This is a genomic window from Phycisphaerae bacterium (assembly GCA_019636475.1).
In the GTDB taxonomy this organism is placed as follows: domain Bacteria; phylum Planctomycetota; class Phycisphaerae; order UBA1845; family UTPLA1; genus JADJRI01.
Window position 1 is genome coordinate 126117 of sequence record JAHBXN010000004.1, and the last position, 21194, is coordinate 147310.

General features: G+C 59.1%; 12 protein-coding genes. 5 read left to right on the top strand and 7 right to left on the bottom strand.

Features of this window, described 5'->3' with window-relative positions; translation table 11 throughout:
* Positions 1 to 288: 288 nt before the first annotated feature.
* The 3 genes from KF841_08085 (at position 289) to KF841_08095 (ending at position 4150) form a co-directional block, all read left to right on the top strand.
* Positions 289 to 1086 carry a DUF502 domain-containing protein gene (locus KF841_08085; protein ID MBX3395312.1) on the top strand — a complete coding sequence of 266 codons (798 nt, stop codon included), beginning with the start codon at positions 289 to 291 and terminating at the stop codon, positions 1084 to 1086.
* A gap of 475 nt (positions 1087 to 1561) precedes the next feature.
* Positions 1562 to 3424 carry a hypothetical protein gene (locus KF841_08090; GenBank protein ID MBX3395313.1) on the top strand — a complete coding sequence of 621 codons (1863 nt, stop codon included), beginning with the start codon at positions 1562 to 1564 and terminating at the stop codon, positions 3422 to 3424.
* 135 nt (positions 3425 to 3559) lie between these two features.
* Positions 3560 to 4150, top strand: a complete 591-nt coding sequence (locus KF841_08095) for a cob(I)yrinic acid a,c-diamide adenosyltransferase (protein MBX3395314.1) — start codon at positions 3560 to 3562, stop codon at positions 4148 to 4150.
* A gap of 129 nt (positions 4151 to 4279) precedes the next feature.
* Here KF841_08095 and KF841_08100 read toward each other — a convergent pair whose 3' ends face one another.
* The 7 genes from KF841_08100 to KF841_08130 form a co-directional block, all read right to left on the bottom strand.
* Positions 4280 to 5296, bottom strand: a complete 1017-nt coding sequence (locus KF841_08100) for a hypothetical protein (protein ID MBX3395315.1) — start codon at positions 5294 to 5296, stop codon at positions 4280 to 4282.
* Positions 5297 to 5306: 10 nt separating this feature from the next.
* Positions 5307 to 6077 (bottom strand): ABC transporter ATP-binding protein, encoded by a 771-nt coding sequence (locus tag KF841_08105; protein MBX3395316.1) that lies wholly within the window; start codon positions 6075 to 6077, stop codon positions 5307 to 5309.
* Positions 6078 to 6140: 63 nt separating this feature from the next.
* A complete protein-coding gene (locus tag KF841_08110; protein MBX3395317.1) occupies positions 6141 to 6974 on the bottom strand; it encodes an ABC transporter permease in 834 nt (277 codons plus the stop codon).
* Positions 6975 to 7072: 98 nt separating this feature from the next.
* Entirely contained in the window at positions 7073 to 8446 is a 1374-nt protein-coding gene (locus tag KF841_08115) for a 6-phosphofructokinase (GenBank protein ID MBX3395318.1), read from the bottom strand.
* Positions 8447 to 8660: 214 nt separating this feature from the next.
* Positions 8661 to 9908, bottom strand: a complete 1248-nt coding sequence (locus tag KF841_08120) for a glycoside hydrolase family 57 protein (GenBank protein ID MBX3395319.1) — start codon at positions 9906 to 9908, stop codon at positions 8661 to 8663.
* Positions 9909 to 10057: 149 nt separating this feature from the next.
* Positions 10058 to 11452 carry a glycosyltransferase gene (locus tag KF841_08125; protein MBX3395320.1) on the bottom strand — a complete coding sequence of 465 codons (1395 nt, stop codon included), beginning with the start codon at positions 11450 to 11452 and terminating at the stop codon, positions 10058 to 10060.
* A 308-nt stretch (positions 11453 to 11760) separates the two neighbouring features.
* Positions 11761 to 13458, bottom strand: coding sequence for a DUF1573 domain-containing protein (locus KF841_08130; GenBank protein ID MBX3395321.1), 1698 nt, complete (start codon positions 13456 to 13458; stop codon positions 11761 to 11763).
* Between the two features lie 207 nt (positions 13459 to 13665).
* On the opposite strand from KF841_08130, the gene KF841_08135 reads away from it, so the two are divergent.
* Together KF841_08135 and KF841_08140 are read left to right on the top strand one after the other, a co-directional pair.
* Entirely contained in the window at positions 13666 to 14934 is a 1269-nt protein-coding gene (locus KF841_08135) for an aminoacetone oxidase family FAD-binding enzyme (protein MBX3395322.1), read from the top strand.
* 136 nt (positions 14935 to 15070) lie between these two features.
* Positions 15071 to 21187: a choice-of-anchor D domain-containing protein gene (locus KF841_08140; protein MBX3395323.1), complete on the top strand. Its 6117-nt coding sequence runs from the start codon at positions 15071 to 15073 to the stop codon at positions 21185 to 21187.
* Positions 21188 to 21194: the final 7 nt, after the last annotated feature.

Below are 21194 nucleotides of genomic sequence, written 5' to 3' on the forward strand. Positions count from 1 at the left end.
GGGCGCGCATGAACGATCAGCCCGGCGATTCGGCCCCGTGTGTGGTGCGCCGGCCCGGCAATTTCGGTCCGGCACGACTCGAAAAACGCCGCCATCATTCTAGTTTTGCTCGCTGTCCCATTCAATCAGATCCTGCTTAGATAGCGATTCGGTGCAGCCGTGGGCGAGCGATGCCGATATACTCTGTCGCACTCGCCGGATCGGGTCGGGCGGAATTCGCCCGGAGTTCGGGTGTTTGCCGGATTGTTTTGTCCCGGCGTGTTGCAGGCGGGATCATTTGAAATATCGATGAAGCCGACCGTCGCTGAAAAACGAGCCAAGGACTCCTCAAGACCCAAGGCATCTGTCGGTCCGCGCTCGTTTAGGGGCCGAATTGCGACAGGCGTCGTGCTGATCATTCCCCTCGCGGTCACGGCGATCCTGCTTCGTTACGTCTATCAACTGGCCCTGTCTTTCGGTGCGACCATGCTCAATTGGATCGCACAGCTCACGGCTTGGGTCAGCGGTGTTGAGTCGAAGGAATCCGCGAAGATCAATCTCGAAGACCCGACTTTTCCGCAAACGGCAGTCGCGGTCAGCCTAACGATCCTGCTGCTTTATGTGCTCGGCTGGCTCGGCTCGAACGTTGTCGGCCGCCGGATTATTGAGGCCTTTGAGAGCCTGCTCGTCCGGATTCCGCTCGTGGACACGATCTACGGTTCGATGAAGCGAATGGTGCAGGCGCTTTCCGGTGTCGGCAAGGAGGAAAAGCAAAAACGGGTTGTGCTCGTCAATTTTCCGCATGAGAACATGAAGACCATCGCATTCATGACCAATACGCTCACCGACACTGAAACGGGCCGCCGCTACGCCACCGTCTATGTGCCGACGACGCCGAATCCGACCGGAGGATACATGGAGATCGTGCCAATCGATCAGATCACCCAGACGGACTGGTCGATGGAGGAGGCCCTTTCAATCGTCTTGTCGGGAGGAGCGACGGTGCCGTCGACCGTCCGCATGCAGCCGGGGCCTGGATTGCTCAATTCCGCTCAGAAAGGCACATCTCTGAAAGGTGAAGTGTCGCCGGTGCCGCCCGAATCCTGAATTATTCGTAGCGAACTGCGGACTCCGTGAGCAAATTCTGTTATTCCCGTTAGTCTTGCGGTGGATGATTTCGCGGAACGGATCCGAGAAATTCTCTTTTCCAGAGGAATGTTCGGACGATCGTCGCGTGGCGCGTCCGCGCGCCTGGCGAATTCGCTTGGCGTAAGGCGTAGGGATTGCCATTTCCGGTGGCTGCAATGCATGTCGTGGCGATGGAGTCCGGGATCGCCTTGGCGCTTGACGCTGCGTTGGCGCGGGCCGATCATGCATGGTTTCGAAGTCGCTCGGGACGGTGCATCGTTTGGCGAGCTTCAGATACGCCCTTACTGGCCGGCTTGCACCGGCGCGGGGGCGCTGGGTAGCGGGTCGATTGGTCTAATAATCTCAGAGAAAATAGTTGTCCGGCTCCGGCGGTCTCACTGAAGGGGCCCGGCAGGATGACGCAGGCGAAAGAAATCACAGAGGAGTGAGCCACATGTTGATGCGTAGTCGTTCATTGCGATGGATATTGACCCTGACAGTCGGAGTCTGCGGACTGGCTGCGGCCCCGGTCCGCGCCGCCGATACGAAGGATGTTCTGAAGCTCGTCCCTGAAGACGCGTGGGGTTACATCACCCTCCGCTCGATCGGAACGATCGATGAGCGTGCCGGATACCTTCAGCAGCTGCTGAACCTTCCGATTCCGCCCCAAGTAACGCCGATGGCCATGATGATGCTCAACATCATGCCGGGTGAAGCAAGTCCGATTGATATGAAGAGCCCGCTCTGCATCGTCATCATGGACGTGCAGAAGTTTGGCGCCACGGAAGGCATGCCCTTCCCTGATCCCGGAAACGCCGCGGTCGTGCTCGCTCCGGTTTCTGATGCCGACGGCCTCATGACGAAACTCAATGCCGAGGAGGCCAAGGAAGGCATCTCGAAGTGCATGGTTGCGGGCAATGCCGTCTTTGCGGCGAAGAAGGACAGTTATGTCATCCTCGGCAAAAACAAGGATTGCGTCACGCGCGTTTTGAAATCAACGAAGGGCGTCGGCGACGGCGTTGCGCCGGCCCGCATGGCTGTCATGTCTGACAGTGACGTCTACGTCAGTTTTGCCGCGGGCGCAGTCATGACCGCGTATCGCGACGTGATCACGGGATTTCTCCAGGGCATGGCGCCGGCCATGGGTCCCTCGGCCGAGGACGTAAAGAACCTGCACAAAATGCTGGAGCAGGTGAAGCTCATCGATCTCGCTGCCAACCTGAACAAGGACGGCTTCGCACTGCGCTATCTGATCGAGGCGAAAAAGGACACCGATCTCGAAAAGCTGCTCAACGACACAAAAGTCTCGGCGGATTCACTGCTGACCCGTCTGCCGAAGGAAAAGTACCTGATCGCCGTCGGTTCATCCACCGGCTACAGCGAGCACGCGGAGAAGTTCGGCAATCCGAACATGTTTGCCAGCATGCTCGCGAGCGCCCATGCCGAAGGCGTCGATGAGAAGGCGGTCAAGACGATTGATACCGAGGTTCAGAAGATGTTGAAGAACCTCGGAGCAATGGCTTTGGCGGTCAGTGCTCTTCCCGATGGCGGCTCCCAGGGCATGTTCGGCCTCTCAGTCGTGATTGAAACGAAGGACGCCCCGGGATTCATCGGCAGCATCCGGACAATCTGGGACAATGCCTGGCGGATCTCGACGGATGAGGAACTTCTGGAGGCAAAGGAATTCTTCGTTCACAAGGCGGATGCCGAGACCATCGGGGATGCCAAAGTGGACACACTCTCACTCGATATCAAGAAGATGGCTGACAAGAGTGAGATGGACGAAGACGAAATGAAGACCTTTGAATCCATTCTGGGCAAGGAAGTTGTTCTTCGATTTGGTGCCATGGATTCAAAGTATGTCGTCATGACCTTTGGCGGCGGCAAGGCTCGACACGACTCGGTGTGCAAGGCCGTCAAGGCCGGCAAGGCCGGTTCGCTTTGCGAGGACAAGGGAATCATGGCGGTCTCGCCGTTCCTGCCAACTCCGAGAAGTGCCGAGGTCTATATTGCGGTCGATAACATTCTGCAAGTCGTCAAATCGATCTCGAAAGTAATGGGCGAGGAGGATCAGATCCCGTTCGACGCCCCGACGCTCGATGCACCGCTGGCGTTCAGCCAGACGCAGGACAAGGGCATCCAGCGGGGTGACATGTTCCTCCCGACGAAGCTGATCGTCGCGGTCAAGAAAATGATCGACGACTCCATGAAGGCGGCCGCCATGGTCGAATTCGACGAGGACGACGAGGAGTCGGACAGCGACTCGGATTCCGACCATGATGACGATTCAGGTGACGATTCAGACGACGATGAGTAATGCACGGGTCATGGGGCTTGCGATGCCGGAATACTGGCGTCGGAAATAGCCCTGAGAATCCGAGCGATGATGGTTTAATATAGGGGCCGTTGCTTCCGTGGGGAGCGCGGCCCCTTTTCTTTGGGATGTATTGTGATGAAGTTGTACACCAAGGTCGGCGATGATGGCGGCACGGTACTTTTCGATGGCACGCGCGTCTGGAAATGTGACGCGCGGGTGGCCGCCTATGGCGAGGTCGATGAACTCAATGCAGTGATCGGGGTCGCTGTTTCCGGCATGCGCGATCGCACGAGCGCTGCTCAGACGCCGGACGGCTTGCGGCATACATTGACCACATTGATCGATCGGATGACGTTGATCCAGCATGCGCTTTTTGACATCGGAGCCGAACTGGCGACACCCTCGAACGCGCCGCAGAATGACCGGATCAAGAAAATGGGAGAATCCGGGTCCAAGCTGCTCGAAGGCTGGATCGACGAAGCCTGCGCGCCGGTCCCGGAATTGCGGACATTCATCCTGCCGGGCGGAGACAGCCTCGCCGCGAATCTGCACGTATGCCGTACGGTCTGTCGCAGGTCCGAGCGAGCGATCGTATCACTGGCTCGGGTGGACGCCGTCAATCCGGGCATTCTGATTTATCTGAATCGGCTGAGCGACTTGTTCTTCGCATGGTCGCGGCTCGCGAACCACGCCGCAGGCGTACCCGATGTCGAATGGCATCCCTAGTTCGCACTGACTGCAAACGCCCGAGCGCCACCGCTGGTCACCCGAGCACGATCGTGAAACCGCGGACAGACACGGTCGATCGGACCGGTGGATCCGCCGGAACGGCGGTTGGGTGTTCCGGCCTTGCCGTCACAGCTTCACTTTGATGCCGTCCCGATTGAAGATCTCGATCGCCGCCCGCATTTCCTCCAGCACCGCGCTCATTCGACGCGTCGTCAGGATCAGTTCCTCGTAGAGGCGATTGTCGTTAAGCATCAGGCCGACGCTTCCTTTTGTGTCATTCATGGCTGCGGCGGTCTTGTTGAGTTCCGTCAGAACGGATGACAGGGTATCGACACTTCCACGAAGATCACGAATCAGTCCGGTCGCGTCGCCCGTCACCGCGATGCCCGCCTCGCCCAGGCGATCCAGCTTCTCCATCATCTGGATACCCCGCTCCGACATGACGCGGGCATTGGCGAGCGTGGCGCTCAGGTTCTCAGCGTTCTTCGGCTCGCCAACGATGCCGTTCAGGTTTTTCAACACGCGGTCGAAACGCTGCACGAGCGTGGAGATGTTGGCGATGGCCTGCTCGGCGTCCACGGATTGAATGTCTCGCTGTTGGAGCATCGCATCAAGGCTCGACGCAACCGGCTTCAGCGAGTCTGCCAACGACTTGATCCCGGCAAACGATCCGACCAGGGTCTCCTGCATGTCGGGCGGCAGAACCTGATCCACCAGCTTGACCATCGCGCCGTGAATCACCGCCGAACCGTCGCGCGGCAGAGGTCTGGCCTCGCTCAAGCCGGCTACATTGATCATGATGGCAGGCTTGCCGAATCCCATGATGCTCGACGCGACACTCACCGTCGCGCCTTCCGGAATGTCGAATCCCGAATCGACGCCGATGATCACGCGGACTCCCGATTCAACGTGGCCGGCATCCCAGAATTCGACCTTCCTGGTCTGCCCCACGCGAACGCCGTTGACCGTCACGCTCTGGCCGGCCTGCACGCCGGTGATTCCGCCGGCGAAGAGCACGTTGAGGTTATACGTCGTAGAGAATAGCGACTGATCTCCGCCGAACAGCAGCAGGAGGATGCCGAGCACCACGATGCTCGCGAGCCCGAACAGCCCGACCAAGGTCTTGTAATGAGACTCTTTCATGTCGATTCCTCTACGCGTTGTTCGTGATATCGTCCAGTGCCTTCAGGTCCGCCGCTGAGGCGTGCCCATCGACGAATCGCCGCACCATCGGATCTTTGCTGGTTCGGAAGAAGTCGGGCGGTCCGTCGGCAATGATCTTCCCCTGCTGAAGCATGACGATGCGGTGGCCGACTTTGTAAGCGCTCGCCATGTCGTGCGTGACGACAATTCCCGTCGCGCCCAATTCGCTGTTCATCTTGATGATTAGTTCGTTGATCACATCGGCTCGAACAGGATCCAGCCCGGTCGTCGGCTCGTCGTAAAGCACGACCTCCGGATCGAGAGCGATCGCTCGGGCCAGTGCGACGCGCTTTTTCTGTCCGCCGGACACGTCTGCGGGGTACCGCTCCTGCAAACCATCGAGTCCGACCATTCGCAGCTTCTCTTTGACGATTTCGACGATCTGCGCCCTGGTTTTGTTCTGGTGTTCGGAAATCGGAAAAGCGACGTTTTCGGCAACCGTCATGGAATCGAAAAGCGCGCCGAGTTGGAACAGAAAACCCATTCGCTTTCGGATCGGGACAAGCTGCTCCTCGTCCAAGTGGTTGATTTGTTCGCCGCGGAATCGGACCTCACCGGAATCAGGCTTGAGGATGCCGACGATGTGCTTAAGAAGCACGCTCTTGCCCGTGCCGGATTCGCCAATGACCACGGTCGTCTTGCCGGACTCGAAAGTCAGGTCCAGACTGTCAAGCACCACCAGCGAGCCAAATCGCTTCGACACACCGCGAAATTCAATAATGGGAGTCGCGTCAGAGTCGCTCACGTCGGTCCGCCTCTCCGGTCGATGATTCGGGAGCCCGCGCTACAGCAGGGAACGAAATCCCCAGATGTAGATACTGATCGATTGCATGATGACGGCAAGAATATAGTCCAGAACGAGGATGCTGATGAAGGAGGACACGAAAGCCGAAGTGCAGGCGCGGCCGACACCTTCCGCGCCCGGTAGGCAGTTAAATCCCTTGAAACAGCTGATGGCGCCAAGCGCGCCTCCGAAGAAAACGCTCTTCAGGATGCCAATGAAAAGGTCGAAGGTGTCGACGGCATCGCGCGTGTAATCAAAGTAGGGGCCGGGGTCGATGCCTCCTTGCACGACGCATACGAAGAACCCGCCGACCGCACCCATGAAATCCGCATAAATTGTCAATAAGGGAGTCAGAAGCAGGCACGCAAAGACACGGGGAGCCACCAGATGGCGGATCGGATCAACGCCCATCGCTCGAAGCGCGTCGATCTGCTCCGTGACTTTCATCGTCCCCAGCTCCGCCGTCAGCGCTCCGCCGATGCGCCCCGCCAGCATCATCCCGGCAAGGACCGGCCCCAATTCGCGCACGACGGAGAGATTCACGATCGAGCCAAGCCGATCCTCAAGCCCCACCGCCCGGAACTGCTCGAGCGACTGCACGGCGATAACCATGCCCACGAAGGCGCCGGTGATGAGGATCACGGGAAGTGAGCGGAATCCGACTTCGTAAAGCTCCGGCAACAAAAGTCGCCAGAATTTCCGGCGAAACAGATCGCGGGCGCTCCAGCCCAGGGCCCGGCCCGTGAAAATCCAGAAATCGCCGAACGAATCGACGATGCTTCGGATTCCCTCTTTGAATCGGAACAGTTGTCCGATCGTGACGGCCACTTTCAGTTCTCCGGAGTGACAATCTTCGCGCGCAGGCTGTTTCTAACAACGGCCTCTTACGCTGTCAATTCACGCGGATTAGCAGAAGTGAATGAGCGAGCGGACTATCCAGGCACGGGCTCGGTCTTCGGCGCGACCGGCGACTGCGACAGCGGCTTCGACTCGTAAATCAGCGGATCGATGGCGCCCTTGAACCGCTCTCGGAATTCTTCTTCGTTCAATTTCGTCGTGCTGGCCAGTCTCGCGAGGGTCACCGGGTTGTCGAAGTCCGATTTCTCCAGGCAGATCATATACCGTCGGGCGACGCGATAGATGTCCGATGACACATCGACCACGCGAATGCGCGTTCGGTTGGTCTTTTCGTCGATCATCTCACTGAATGCCATCGGTCGAATGTTACTGCCCTGAAGCGTCACCATGACGCCGCCACGCAGGTCCAGCGTCTCGTCGAGCAGCAGCCGAACGGCGCCGTTGCCCAGGTCGCGGCAATACTCCATGTCCAGCGGGACCGGCGGGGCGCACCGCAGCACATAGCCGAGAGTCTGCGGAATGATGGTGACACTATCATTGCGCTCGCTGAATCGCCTCGTGATCTCATCCGTGACCATGCGGGCGAGCGGTACCTCCGCCAGGCGAAGGTGCCCGGCCGCATCCAGCGGCACTTTGCGACCAAGCAGGCGCTCAAGCTCGTCTCGATTTCCGAGCCGGTAGGCGAGACCCTCCGCGAGGATGACCACGCCGTAAGGCCTGTTCATCGACCGGCGCTTGATAATGGAGCCTTCGACCACATCCGCCAGGTGCTGAAAGCTGATCGTTTCGGGAAAGGCTTCGGGAATCAGGGTGAGCGTCGCGCCGGTTGCCTTGCCGATGCCCAGAGCAAGAAACCCCGCGTGACGACCCATGACGACGACGGCATACCACCGGCCGGTCGTCCGGGCGTCTTCCATGAGGTTGGCAACCAGTTGCGATCCGAGATCGCGCGCGGTGTTGAAGCCGAAAGTCGGCATGTCACCCGGGAGCGGCAGATCGTTATCAATGGTTTTGGGGACATGAACAACGCGGATGCGGCCGTTGGTCTTCTCCGCCACGAATCGGGCCGAAAGCGCCGTATCGTCTCCGCCGATGGTCATCAGGTGTGTCACGCCCATCTCAGCGAAGTTCTTCAGAACGAGTGCGACCTTCTCCGAGTTCGAAGTGACAACGGTCGATTTCTGAAGACGCGATTCATCCAGAAGCGTCTCCCGAGCCGTGCGAAGGAGGGATCCGCCGCTGAAGTGAATGCGGCCGACATCCTTGATTTCGAGGGGGATCGAATGCCGCTCCTGCACAAACTTTTCGCTGGCGATCCACTTGAAGCCGTCGTAGATGCCGACGACCGACATGCCCTGATTGATCGCTTCGATGGTGGCCGCGCCGATCACGGCGTTGATTCCGGGTGCAGGTCCACCCCCGACGATGATCGCGAGCTTTCGACGAATGTTCATGGTGTGGAGGTTCTCGATGACACAGGTAAAACGCTTTACTCTGGCTGTATTCTATTTCGGGCGTTCGCCCCTGCAAAGCCCCTCGGGCGTCGCACGAAGAAAGCCGCCGCCCCAGATTCGGACGTTGCTGGTATCGGCTGGATGTATAACTAACTAGATATTCCACCGAACGCGGATATCCGATGTCCTTGTTCAGGTTCCATGTGATCTACCCGGTCACCTGCGGTCGGGCGGGCTTGGCAGCTGGCGCTGCCCGGGCTGTTGAGATCGGCTGGGCGGCAGAATTTGCCTTGACTCGCGCCGAGAGGTTATCCAGGACGTTCATAAAGTTGATGTAGCTGTCGTAAGGCGATTCGTACGGATTGAAGTACTTGTGAACGTCGCCATCCGCGAAGTACTTGGTGCACATGTAATAAAAGTGATCCGACGTGAGCAGTCGGCGCCAATCCGAGATCAATTGCGGATCACCGGTTTCCTTGACCCTTTTCTCGAAGGCATAGACCTCCTGAAGGGCGTTGGATTGCATCGCGTTTCCGAGCCACGCGGACAAGTCGCGCTCGGTGTCGGCCCAACTGATGAGGTGGTGCGCGTCATATTCGCCGACAGGCGCAAACGCCGCCGCCACCTCGCATGGGGTCTTGAAGTCGTTATCCGGGTGGCTCAGGATCGCGCGGGGCAAATGATATAGAAAATCAAAAATCCCCGTGTCCGCCCATTGGTGCTCACCAAAGGTCTCGTAGTCCATGAAAAGGTTCACGGTGTAGCCATTGCCGTTCACCTGATGTACCCAGCCGGCAAATTTTTCCGCCGACAACGGCCATTCCGCCCAGCCGCGGTTGCCGAAACGAAAGGCGATATCGTCGGACAGCCGGAAGTTCTTCAAAAGCACGTGAATGGGGCAATTGGGCGGGCGATAGACGAAATTCGGCGAGCGGTAGCCGAGGATGTGATCGGCGCCTTCGGCGATAATCGCCTTGAATCCCATTTCGTGTGCGGCCTTCGCCACCTCATTGTTGTAAATGAGTTCCGTATTGCGGAATGTGGTGCTTTCATAGCCAAAAAAGTCGCGAACCTTGGCCCGCTGCATGTTGACCTGCTCGACGAATTCCTGCCGCGAATAGAGGAAAGCGAGGCTGTGATAATAGGTTTCGGCGATGAATTCGACGCATCCCGTGCCGGCAAGCCGTTTGAAGCTCTCCAGCACATCAGGGCAATATAATTCAAATTGATCAAGCACCACGCCGGAAAGCGAGTAGGACACTTTGAACCGGCCTTCGTGCAGTTTGATCAAGTCGTAGATGCATTGGTTGGTCGGAAGGTAGCATTTGTTCGCAACCTTTCGGCAGATGTCGGCGTTTTTCTGCTCATCAAAGTAATTTCGCGTGGTATCAAACACCGAATACCGGCGAAGGCGGAAAGGCTGGTGAACCTGAAAGTAAAAGCAGACGGAAGCCATGATGTTCGTGTTCCCGAAAGGTGTACCCCATTGTACGACAATTCGTCGAATTCACAACCGAAATCGGTTGAAAACGCGTCGGTGTGGGTGAAAACCCTGACCCCGAAGAAAGGCAGGGCGCGCGTGAAACGAGGGAATCGCTGAAGCGCTTACCGCGAGCCGTTTATGGCCCGATGATAGCAATCGACGCAACCCTGGGCAGATTCCCGCCAGGTGAGCTGGCGCACCTCGAAGTTCCCGTGCTCGCGCAGCGTGGCCTGTAGCGGCGGATGTCGCAGGACCGCAATGATCTTGTTCGCCATTTCGTCGATGTCCCAGAAATCGACCTTGAGCGCGTGTGTGAGTATTTCCGACACGCCGGATTGCTTGGAGATCAAGACGGGTGTGTCGTTGGCCAGCGCTTCGAGTGGAGCTATTCCGAAGGGTTCGCTGACGCTGGGCATGACATAGAGGTGCGCCATTCTGAAGACGCGGGACACATCATCTCCCCGCAGGAAGCCTGTGAAGAGCACCTTGTGTCCAATGCCCAATGCAGCCGCCATTTCGATCGATTTGCGAATGAGGTCGCCGCTTCCCGCCATGATAAAGCGGGTATTGGGCTCGTACTCGAGTACCTTCTTCGCGGCGGCAAGGAAGTACTCCGGGCCTTTTTGCATCGTGATCCGGCCCAGAAAAAGGACGATTTTCTCGTCTCGGCCGACCGGCGTGAGCTGCGGAGTGGCGTCCTCGCTAAAGTCGATCGCGTTGTAAACGACCTCCAGCTTATCAGCGGATATTCCGTAATGTCGGATCACCAGGTTGCGAGTGAGGTAGCTCACAGGGATGATTCGCGTCGCGCCGTGCATTCCCTGTCGTTCTATTTCATAAATTCGCTGATTGACGTGTTCGCCGCTGCGGTCGAATTCCGTCGAGTGAACATGCACAACGAGCGGCTTGCCACTGATGGCTGCGACGGCCAGTCCGGCGGGGTAAGTCATCCAGTCGTGAGCGTGAATGACATCGAATCGCTCGTTCATGGCCATCTGCATGGCGATTCGAGCGTAGCGGTGGACCTCGCTGAACATGTCGCCGCCGTAATGATTTACCATCGCTGGTCCGCCGGGCGGCGGGCTTGATAACACCGTGGTCGGTGTATCGGCCGCGCTGACCGTCCCTTCGTTCCGCGTCTCAACGATTTGGCCGGTTACAACGTTGACGAGTTGACGAGTGCCGTCGGCGTTGGTGACCTGTCGAAAATCCTCCGGACGGCCGTACGGCATCAGGGCTGACTGAACGGCGCGCAATTCGACGTGGTCAAATTCAGTGGACAGGTACGATTGGTAGCCGAGCTGCTCGGTGGTGGCTCGGGCGGCGGAGGAAATCTGCGCAGCCGAAGGCGTCTTGAGTTGGACATGCGTGGCCTGCGATTGGTCTACAACCTGCGGCAGCACGAAGATCACTTCGTGTCCGAGTTGATCGAGCGCCTTCGTCAGGCCGTAGCAGGCGGTGCCAAGTCCGCCAGAAATGAAGGGCGGAAATTCCCACCCGAGCATGAAGATTCTCATCGTGTCGATGCTCTGTCTGCCGCGCCGCATATCCCTCGACGCGACCGTTTTTTCTGAACGGGCCGCAGTTCAGGACGGCAAAGTAAAATAATCACCGCCCACTCCGTCTGGAAAGACGACTTCCTCGTCACCTTCCGGAGCTGGTCCATGGTATTGAGTTGCCCTTTGGTGATCAGAACGGCGAAGTCTGGTCGCCAGCCGTGTAATTCTAGGTTGCGACGCCGCGATGTCAACGAATGGAATAATCAGCAGAAAGTGCCGTTCACGCTTCTTGAAGATTTAACAAAAATGCAGCGCCACGTCGCGGACTACCGCCCGTCCCCGGCGGCCTTGTTCTCTCCGGAATCATGGAGTCCGCCTAGTATCGCATCGAGTTTGGCGGACACCGTTTCTTCCAGATTTGACTTGTTGCCCGAGACGACATGGTCAACTTTCCCGTCCGGTCGAATCACGAAGAGCGAGGGGAAACCCGACACCTTGTAGGCGCGGCCGTATCGATTTCCGGAGTCCATCGCCAGTTCGAGATTGGATCCGACCTCTGCCATGACTTGTGCAACCTGGTCCGGTGTGAAAGGTTGCCGCATTGTTTCGCAAATATTCACGAATCGAACGCCGAGCGGCTCATAGCGGGCACGAAGCATTTCGACCTTGGGAATCTGCTTCTTCGAGAAGCCGCAGTTCGGCGCGAAGAAATTAAGAACAGTCGCCGGGTGGAACTCATATTCAACGTTGCTAACCGGCGCGCCGTCGAGAGTGACCAATGACAATTGTGGCGCCGGTTTGCCAATCAATTCGAGTATGGGTGACGGCTTCGATGCCGTTTGATTCGCGGGCGCGGGCGGCTGCGGCTTCGTGGCCGTTGACGGGGCCTGCGGCGACGGGTGTGGTGGCTGCGGATTCACACGATTGGCTGTCGGACTCGACCCGATCGGGATGTCCAGCGTGGGCACTTCGGGGTTGTCCGTAGCGAGAGTGACATAGGCCCCGCTCTGAGCGGGACGGTACCGCGGTGGAAGCGAAACGGCGATTCGGTATCGCTTGCCCGGATTGACTTCGAATACGTCACTAAGCACCGCCGGGTCATTCGATGTCGCGCCGGTGACTCGTATGGGTTGCTCGCCAAAGTTGTTGAATTGAAGCACATGCACCGTGGATCTCGACGTGGATTCGGGATGAGCCGAGATTGGTACGATCGGAATGAACGCCGGGACCACCTCGTACATGGCCGGAACAATCGCATAGGCGTTGATGTGGATCTCCGATTGCGATGGAACGCTCGTTCGGAGCACGGCTTCGCTTCGAAGGCTGCCGGTGGAGTACGGCGGGCGGGTGTTGACGTAGAGCTTGTACTCAAAACCCGCGACGGTCTCCACGAGCTGAAAGACGAACGGGGAATCGGCCGAGGGGGGCTCCAGCACGACGGAGATCGGCTCGACATCGTTGTTCGTCAAGGTCAGGATGCGTTCACGCATGTCGGTCGGCGCAATCTTGCCGAAACCGGCAGCGGCCGGCGTGACGTCGATGGCGCGTCGCATCTCGCCGCGCAGCGTCAGGAAGATCGTCGCATGTTCAATGTCACTGGTTCGCAGCACGACCTGTTTTTCGAAGTGCCCTTGCAGTGTCTGGGCATCCACCTTCACCCGGAGGGGCTGGGTCTCGCCGGTCTGGATGATCTTTGGCGGCGTGCCGACCAGCGAGCATCCGTAGGTCGGTTCGATCTTGAGTATTTCGAGTTCGAAAGTCCCGATGTTGGAAATAGGGAATTCCGCCAGCAATTCCGCTCCCGGTCGAACCACCCCGAAATCGTGCAGCGTGGTGCTGACGCGAGCGAAAGGCGACGCCGGTTTCGATGGCTTATGCTCCTCTTCATGATCGGCGTCGTGCGCGGTTGGCGGATGCGCCGCAACCGCAGTTACCGTCGACCAGGGAATGGAACTGATCGCCGCGGAAAAAATCATGAAGCCGCACACCGCGCGGCGATGGAGGTTCAATCGAACTCGTCGCATGTCCATCACTCCGAAAAATCATTTGTGCCGTGTCATTTTATCTTACCCCCAACTGACTTCAGGCGTCATCGGCGTCGAATGCACCAGGCGACCGGAAGTTCGGCCGCTGCATTCTGTTGCTTGACGCGGGGACGAGGCCGCTAAAAGCTTCCAATTGTGACACCTTCTTGCGACATCGCCATCGTCGGAGGCGGGGCGGCCGGTCTCATGGCCGCGATCTGGGCTGGTCGAACCGCCCAGAAAGTTGCGCGACCGTTACGAATTCGGGTGCTCGACGGCGCCGTGAAACTGGGTGCGAAGATCCTTGTATCCGGTGGCGGACGATGCAATGTCACTCACGAGCGGGTTAGCGAAACCGCGTACAGTGGTTCGACGCCGCCGGCGATTCGAAACGTGCTACGCCGATTCGACGTGCCGCAAACGATTGAGTTCTTCGAAGAAATGGGCGTCCGGCTGAAGCGCGAGGAAACGGGAAAACTCTTTCCCGTTTCGGATCGTGCCCGCACGGTGCTTGACGCGCTGCTTCAGGCGGCGCGCGAGGCTGGCGTGGTGCTTCAGCATCCCGCGCGGGTTGAACATGTTCAACGAATGGAATCGCTGGAGCATCAGCCTCATCCGGCGTATCTGCTCTCCGGCACGTTCGGAACCGTTTCGGCGCGCCGCGTCATACTCGCGACCGGCGGCAGGAGTCTGCCCAAGACCGGGTCGGACGGCGCAGGCTATGCGATTACCCGATCGCTGGGCCATTCGACGACATCGCACATCTTTCCGGCACTCGTGCCGCTGGTGCTTGATTCGTCGTGTTTTATTCGCGAGCTCAGCGGATTGACGATTCCCGCGACGCTGGAACTGCGATTGGCATCCGGCAAGCGGCTCATCGCATTCACCGATTCGACGCTCTGCACTCACTTCGGGCTTTCCGGTCCCGGCGTACTCGACATCAGCCGACATTATCTCTCCGCTCGGCTACGTGCCGATGATGTGGCACTCTTCATAAACTGGCTGCCCGGCGAATCGCCACAGTCGCTTGATCAGGCGCTTATCGAGTTTGCACGACGACAGGGTTCGGCCGGCGTCGTGCGGTTCTTCGCTGATCGGCTGCCGCAGCGTCTCGCGAAAGCGCTTTGCAAGGCGGCTGGCGTCGATCCCTCGCTCGCCGCCCATAGCGTCTCTCGCGAGCAACGCCGATCTCTCGTCACGGCGGCCACAAATTTGAAGCTGCCGGTGACAGGCGACCGAGGTTTTGCCGTTGCCGAAGTCACTGCGGGCGGCATTCCGCTGAAACAGGTCCGACTCGAAACGATGGAGTCTCGCATGTCGTCGGGCCTTCACCTGTGCGGTGAGATCTGCGACGTCGACGGCCGCATCGGCGGTTACAACTTTCAGTGGGCGTGGAGCAGCGGATTCGTCGCGGGGACGTCCGCGGCGATGGCGATATTGGGCGATGTCGCGGGCCGGGAAGTTGACGGCAATTAAGGGATTTGCGGCAATCCTATACGTTCTCGGACGAACCGGTCTGGCGTACTCCAATGATTAGTTTGATGTAATCGCGCGAGGTATAATCGTCAACTCCTTGTGATTCGTTTTCGCGGCGTCATCCGGGGGAATGTTGATGACACCTATGCGCCATGGCAGGTCGAGACGTTGGGCGGTCGCGTTCCTGCTCAGTGTCGGTGGCGCGGCAGTTGCGTCGTGTGGGACGGAATTGCTTCCGGACCCGGACCTCGACCCGTCGAATCCGCCGGCCGGTCAGACTCCCACAAGCCAGCCCGTGTCCAACACGGACGGTGACGAAGCGATTCCCGGGTTGCCTAAGCCGCTTGCCTACTATCTCTCCATTAATCCGGTTCACCATCGCATCAATTGCGGCGGACCGGACTATACCGACCCCGACGGCAATCTCTGGGTCAGCGACGCGGGCTTTTATAACACGGGGAAAGTGTATTCCGTCAGTCAGTCGATCGTCGGAACCAGCGCGGATCCGCTCTATCAGACCGAGCGCTTTGACAAGCCCGCGGCGCCGGAGATGCGATACTCGATCCCCGTGCCGACGGGTGAGTATCGGGTCCGATTGCATTTCTCCGAAAATTATTCACCTCTCCTGGGCGTCGGCAGACGAGTGTTCGACGTGCTGCTTGAAGGAGCGATGATACTCGACGATTACGACATCTTCGCCCGAGCCGGCGCGAGGACAGCCGTGGTGGAGTCGTTCGACGTGCTCGTCAATGACGGCGCGGTGACACTCGATTTCGTTCACGTTCTGGAGAATCCGAAAATAGCCGCGATCGAAGTGATCACGCTTGATGCCCATGCGCCGCCGCAGATAGAACAGGGAGCGTCTGCCTTCATTTCCGCCGAGTTGAATAGTCTGTGCCCCGGAATACTCAATCAACTGACACTCTCCGCCAGCGATCCCGACACGGCCGCGGCACTGCTGACATGGACTGTTGCACAGCCGTCAGCGCATGGCGTCGCGACGATCCTCGGCGCGTCCGTCGGCGGGTCCGTCACCGTCTGCTATCAACCCGATTCATGGCAGACATCGGCCGATGCCTTCACCGTTCGCGTCGAGGATGACAACGGCGGCAGCGATTCGATCTTGATTACCGTAAATATTACCGGGTCACTTCCGTCGGCAAGGATTCATCAGCCCGCTGAGGGCGCGGTCGTTGTCGGCGATTCCGTCACTGTCGCATGGACAACAGATGGGAGCACGGCGAGCGTCGCTCGAGTTCGAATCCGACTGGATTCGCAGACACCGGTTGAGTCGGCGCTGTTGAACGGTCAGCACACTTTCACCGGGGTCGCGCCGGGTCAGCATAACACGACGGTCGAACTGCTCGACACTGGCGGCGCGGTCGTTCTTCCGGCATCTGCATCGGCTCATGTGGGATTCACCTCGCAGTCGGCGCCGCCTTCGGTGCCGGCCATCATGCTACTCGCCCCGCAAACCGGCGCATCGATCGTGGGCAACGACGTGTTTGTACAGTGGGCGGCATCCGGCGAAACGTCGGCCGTCGATCATGTTCACATCCGGTTGGACGATGGTCCATCGATTTCGTCGGCACGGCTTGTCGGCACTCATACCTTCATGGGAGTGCCGCCGGGAAGTCATCGAGTAACCGCGAGTCTGGCGGCGGCCGATCATTCCTCGTTCCAGAATCCTGAGGCGACTGCTTTCGTTGAATTTACCATCCAGTCGCAGCACCCGGTTCTGGCCGCGTCGCCGGGGAGCATTCAATTCGGCCTCGTGTCAGTCGGCGCGGTCTCACCTTCGCAGTCGGTCACGTTGCGAAACGAGGGCTCGGTCGGTCTGGTGATCGAATCGTTGGAGCTTCTCGGCATGGACTCAGCGGTGTTCTCCCTGGTGTCGCCTCCCATGCCGTTTGTTATTGAACAGGGGGCGACTGTTGAAACTCAAATCGCGTTCACGCCGTCCGCTGCGGGGGTCAGGACGGCGACACTCCGGATTAGCCCGGCCCCGCCCGCGCAGCCGATCGGGATTGCCGTCGTTGGCGAGGGCTTTGTACCGTCGGTCGGTGGTTCGGCTCTGTACCGGCTGAATTGCGGCGGTACGTCGTACACGGATCCACAAGGCAATATCTGGTCGCCGGATACCGGGTTTTTTAATGTCGGCAAAGTCTATTCAACCAGCAATGCAATCGCGGGCACCGATCTCGCCCCTCTGTATCGCGTCGAACGTTACGACACACCGTCGGCCCCGGAAATGGTGTATTCCTTCCCGGTGGCGAACGGCGCGTACCGGGTTCGGCTCCATTTCGCGGAAATCTATCCGCCGCTTTTTGCTGTGGGGCGTCGAGTTTTCGATGTTCGCGCCGAGGGTGTCACGGTTCTGGACGACATGGACGTCTATGCCCGAGTCGGTGGAAACACCGCGCTCGTCGAGACTTTTGACGTCAGCGTGACAGACAACCAACTCGACATCGAGTTCATTCACAATATTGAAAATCCCAAGGTCAGCGCGATAGAAATCTTGGAACTCTCCGGTTCCTCGGGTCTACTGGTCTCGCCGAACGTAGTTGAATGGGGCCACGTGGCAATTGGTCAGAGTGGCGGCGTGCGAAATGTTCAGTTGGTGAACTCCGGCAGTCAGACTCTTGTTATCAACGCGGTCAGCTTGCGCATCAATTCCGGCGCGGGGCATGAATTTCGTGCGACCATCGGCGGGACCGAATACGTTGGCGATCATCACGACGTGATTTTTCCGCTCAGCGTGGCAATTGGTGCGGGTCAATCGTTGGTCGTGCCGGTCGATTTTGTCCCCTCCGAGAACGGACAACACGACGTGAATCTCGATTTCGTCGGCAATTTCCCCACGCGAACCGTTCGCCTCCTGGGCATCGGCGGCGCAAATCCGGGTCACCCGTTTCTGCATGTGGTCATCGATGTGCCACCCGTGACGGTGGACTACGATCAGGACGGCACGGAACTCGTGCAACTGACCGGCGCGGACTCGCACACGCATGAATTGGGGCGCGTGCTGTCCGCATTCGAGTGGCGCGAGGCAGGACAACTGCGATCCACCGCGATAAATCCGCTGCTTCCATTTTCGGTCGGCGAGCACACCGTCAGCCTGACCATTCGGGACGACAATTTGCCGCCACAGTCCCTGACGGATTCGGCGACGTTCAGAGTGGTGGGGCCGAATCAGGTGCCGGGCGTTCTTGCACTCTACTATCCGGCTGCGAGCGGTGCGGCGGATTCACTGCTTGATGCTCTTCCTGCAAACCCTTCCTACGCTGAAGCGATCCCGGGCCTCAGAGTGCTAAATGGCGACTCCGGCGTGGGCGGATCCTCCTGCTCGCCGCCCGTAATGGTCCGGTTGATCGCCCAGGTCGATGTACTGGTCACCGATACATACATTTTCAATAGCTCCGGGGGCGGTTCGAGGCGGCTTTTCATCGATGGTGCGCCGGTGGCGGGGCCGATTTCGCTGACGGCGGGTCGGCACCAGATTGAAGCGCGCTTTGCAGTCGAATCGGCGTCGCAACTGCCGGCGGCGGTTACGTATGCCCGCAGCGGCGCTGCCCAGGGCGACGTACCTTCCGGCCTGCTGACTCACGATCTGGCGGCTGTCGATCCCGTTATCAACTTCATGCCGATCAGTGGAAATACGACTGGCGGGGAGTCGATTGAAATCACGGGTCTGGGCTTCTTTCCCTCACAACAGGTCATGGTCAAGTGGGGAGCACAAACGATCTCCGGCAGTGCGCTGCAGGTCACGCCGACGACGATCCGATTGACCGCACCGCCCGGAACCGGTGCGGTAAGCGTTCGCGTCATCACACCCGTTGGGCAAAGCAATAGTCGGTCGTACAGCTATGTCGCCACGGGACCGGCGCCCGTGGTATTCACCCTGTCCAGTCTGGCGACAGGCATCGCAGGTCCGACCACGGCGGAGTGGGGGCCTGACGGCCGATTGTATGTCGGGACGATCAACGGACTGATCCGAGCCTACTCATTCGATGACAACTACAACGTCACCGGCACGCAGGACATCACGGCCATCGCGGGTTTGACCAACAAGAACATTCTCGGCATTGCTTTTAATCCAATGCAACCGGGCGGGGCCGTGGCGCTCTATGTTTCGCACAGTTTGATTTACGCGAACGGCGGCGCGTGCTTCTCCGGGACATCGCCGTACTCCGGTCAGGTATCCGTGTTGACCGGACCGGGCTTCGCGACCGTACAGCCGTTGATCACCGGTCTGCCGGTATCGAATCACGATCACGCGATCAACGGGATGGTGTTCGACAACCACGGCGATTTGTATATATGCAGCGGCGGTAACACCAACGCCGGCGTGGAACATTGCAACCTGGGCGCGCTACCGGAGTCGCCCCTGACCGCGGCTGTTCTCAAGGCCGCGATCAGCAAGCCGAATTTCAACGGTCAGGTGGCCTACGCTCTGAGCGCGACCGGGCAACTCAGCTCCGACCAGGTTGCAGGCGGCGTAGTCGATGTCGTCGCGGGGGTCGATGTGTCCGTCTTTGCCTCCGGACTCCGAAATGCCTACGACCTCGTCTTTACCACTTCCGGCATGTTGTACGCCACGGACAACGGCCCCAATGGGGGGTTTGGCGCGGCCAGTACCTCAGCGAATACCCAATCGAATGATCCCACGGCTGGTGACGAGTTGATTCTGCTTGAAAATGCGCACTACCTCGGTCATCCCAACCGCAATCGAGGTCGCTACGACGAGCGACAGAATGTATACCGTGGTGCAGCGGCCGCTACGATCCCGGGCGTGTTCAACCAGATGCTGACCAACTTTGCCGCGTCAACCAATGGCATCGTTGAATACCGCGCCAATACCTTCAACGGCGCGCTGCGCGGCGAACTGCTTGCCCAGAAATGGAATGGTCAGACCTATCGACTGAAGCTCATTCCGGACGGTCGCGGCGTCGTGACCAAGCAGAACCTTCCAGTCAGTCTGAACAGTCTCGACCTTACCACGGCCCCGGGCGGTGTAGTGATCGGCGCGGACTACACCGGAAATCAGCTTGTCATCGCCCGGCCCGCAGAAACCGCCGGGATCGCGGTGTATGACATCTTCCCTTGGCGGGCGCTTCAGACCGGCGGGCAGAATTTCGTCATCAGCGGCAACGGATTCGGCACGATCAGCGACACGAGTGTGACAGTCGGCGGCGTGCCGGCCCAGATCACCAGTGTCACGTCCACTCGAATCCGCGGCGTGATTCCCTCCGTTTCCGGACCGCCGGCCACGCTGCTCGATGTCGCCGTGCAGTCGGGTGGCCAGGCTGCCGTGCTGCAGAAGGCGTTCAAATATCTGATGAGGGAGACCGGCGCCGCGCCAGGTGCGTCTGTGCATGTGGTCGTCGATTCCGGCGGCAACATCAGCAATAGCAGCACCTATAATGCCGGCGCGTTCGAAATCCACAACAACTCGACCGGTGAACTCCGCATCACCCAGGTGAGGCTCGACCTGACGACCGCCGTGTTGAGAGACATGGTTTTTGACCCGAACGGAACGGCCGGCGACACGGCGTCCAAGCCCCTTTCCGTAAATCAGCAGGGCGGCACGGGTCCGGTTCATCATTCATACGGTGAGCCACGCGATAATGGCTATGACGAACTGCTGATTTATTTCGATCAGTTTAATCCGGGTGAGACTTTCACATTCTCAATTGATGTGGATCCGACCAGCATACAGGGTGCTCCTCCGGGAGGTTCGGTTGATGTCGGAGCGGTATCGGGCCTGGAATTGGCGGGCGCGCGGATCTGGGTCACCTTCAGCGACGGTTCCGTGCGAAGTGGCGAATTGTCCCAGATTCCCGGCAGCCGGACCGGCGCTGAAGTGCGAATTGGAGCTTCGACTGTCCCGGCTCCGGCAATTCAGATTCGTGCCGCGTGTGTGACACCTGCAACCGTTTCCGGAGCGAGTCAGACGGTTCGTGTCACCGGAGTCGCCGGCTCAAGCGTTCGGCTGACCGTCGCGGAGGGCGGATTGTATCTCACGGATGTGCCGAACGGCGGATTCGATCTTGATCCGTATGAGGCCAATCGCCTCGTCGATGTTCGCGAATATTCCGCGACGATCGGCGTTGGCGGGTTTGTGGACGTGCCGGTGACACTCACTCGCGACAGCGAGTTGGCCGGCTTGAATCACATCTCCGCCGTGACGGTCGATTCATCCGGCCGAACGAGTCGTCTGTCAAATGTCGCGATTCTTCGATACTCACCGTGAAACCGCG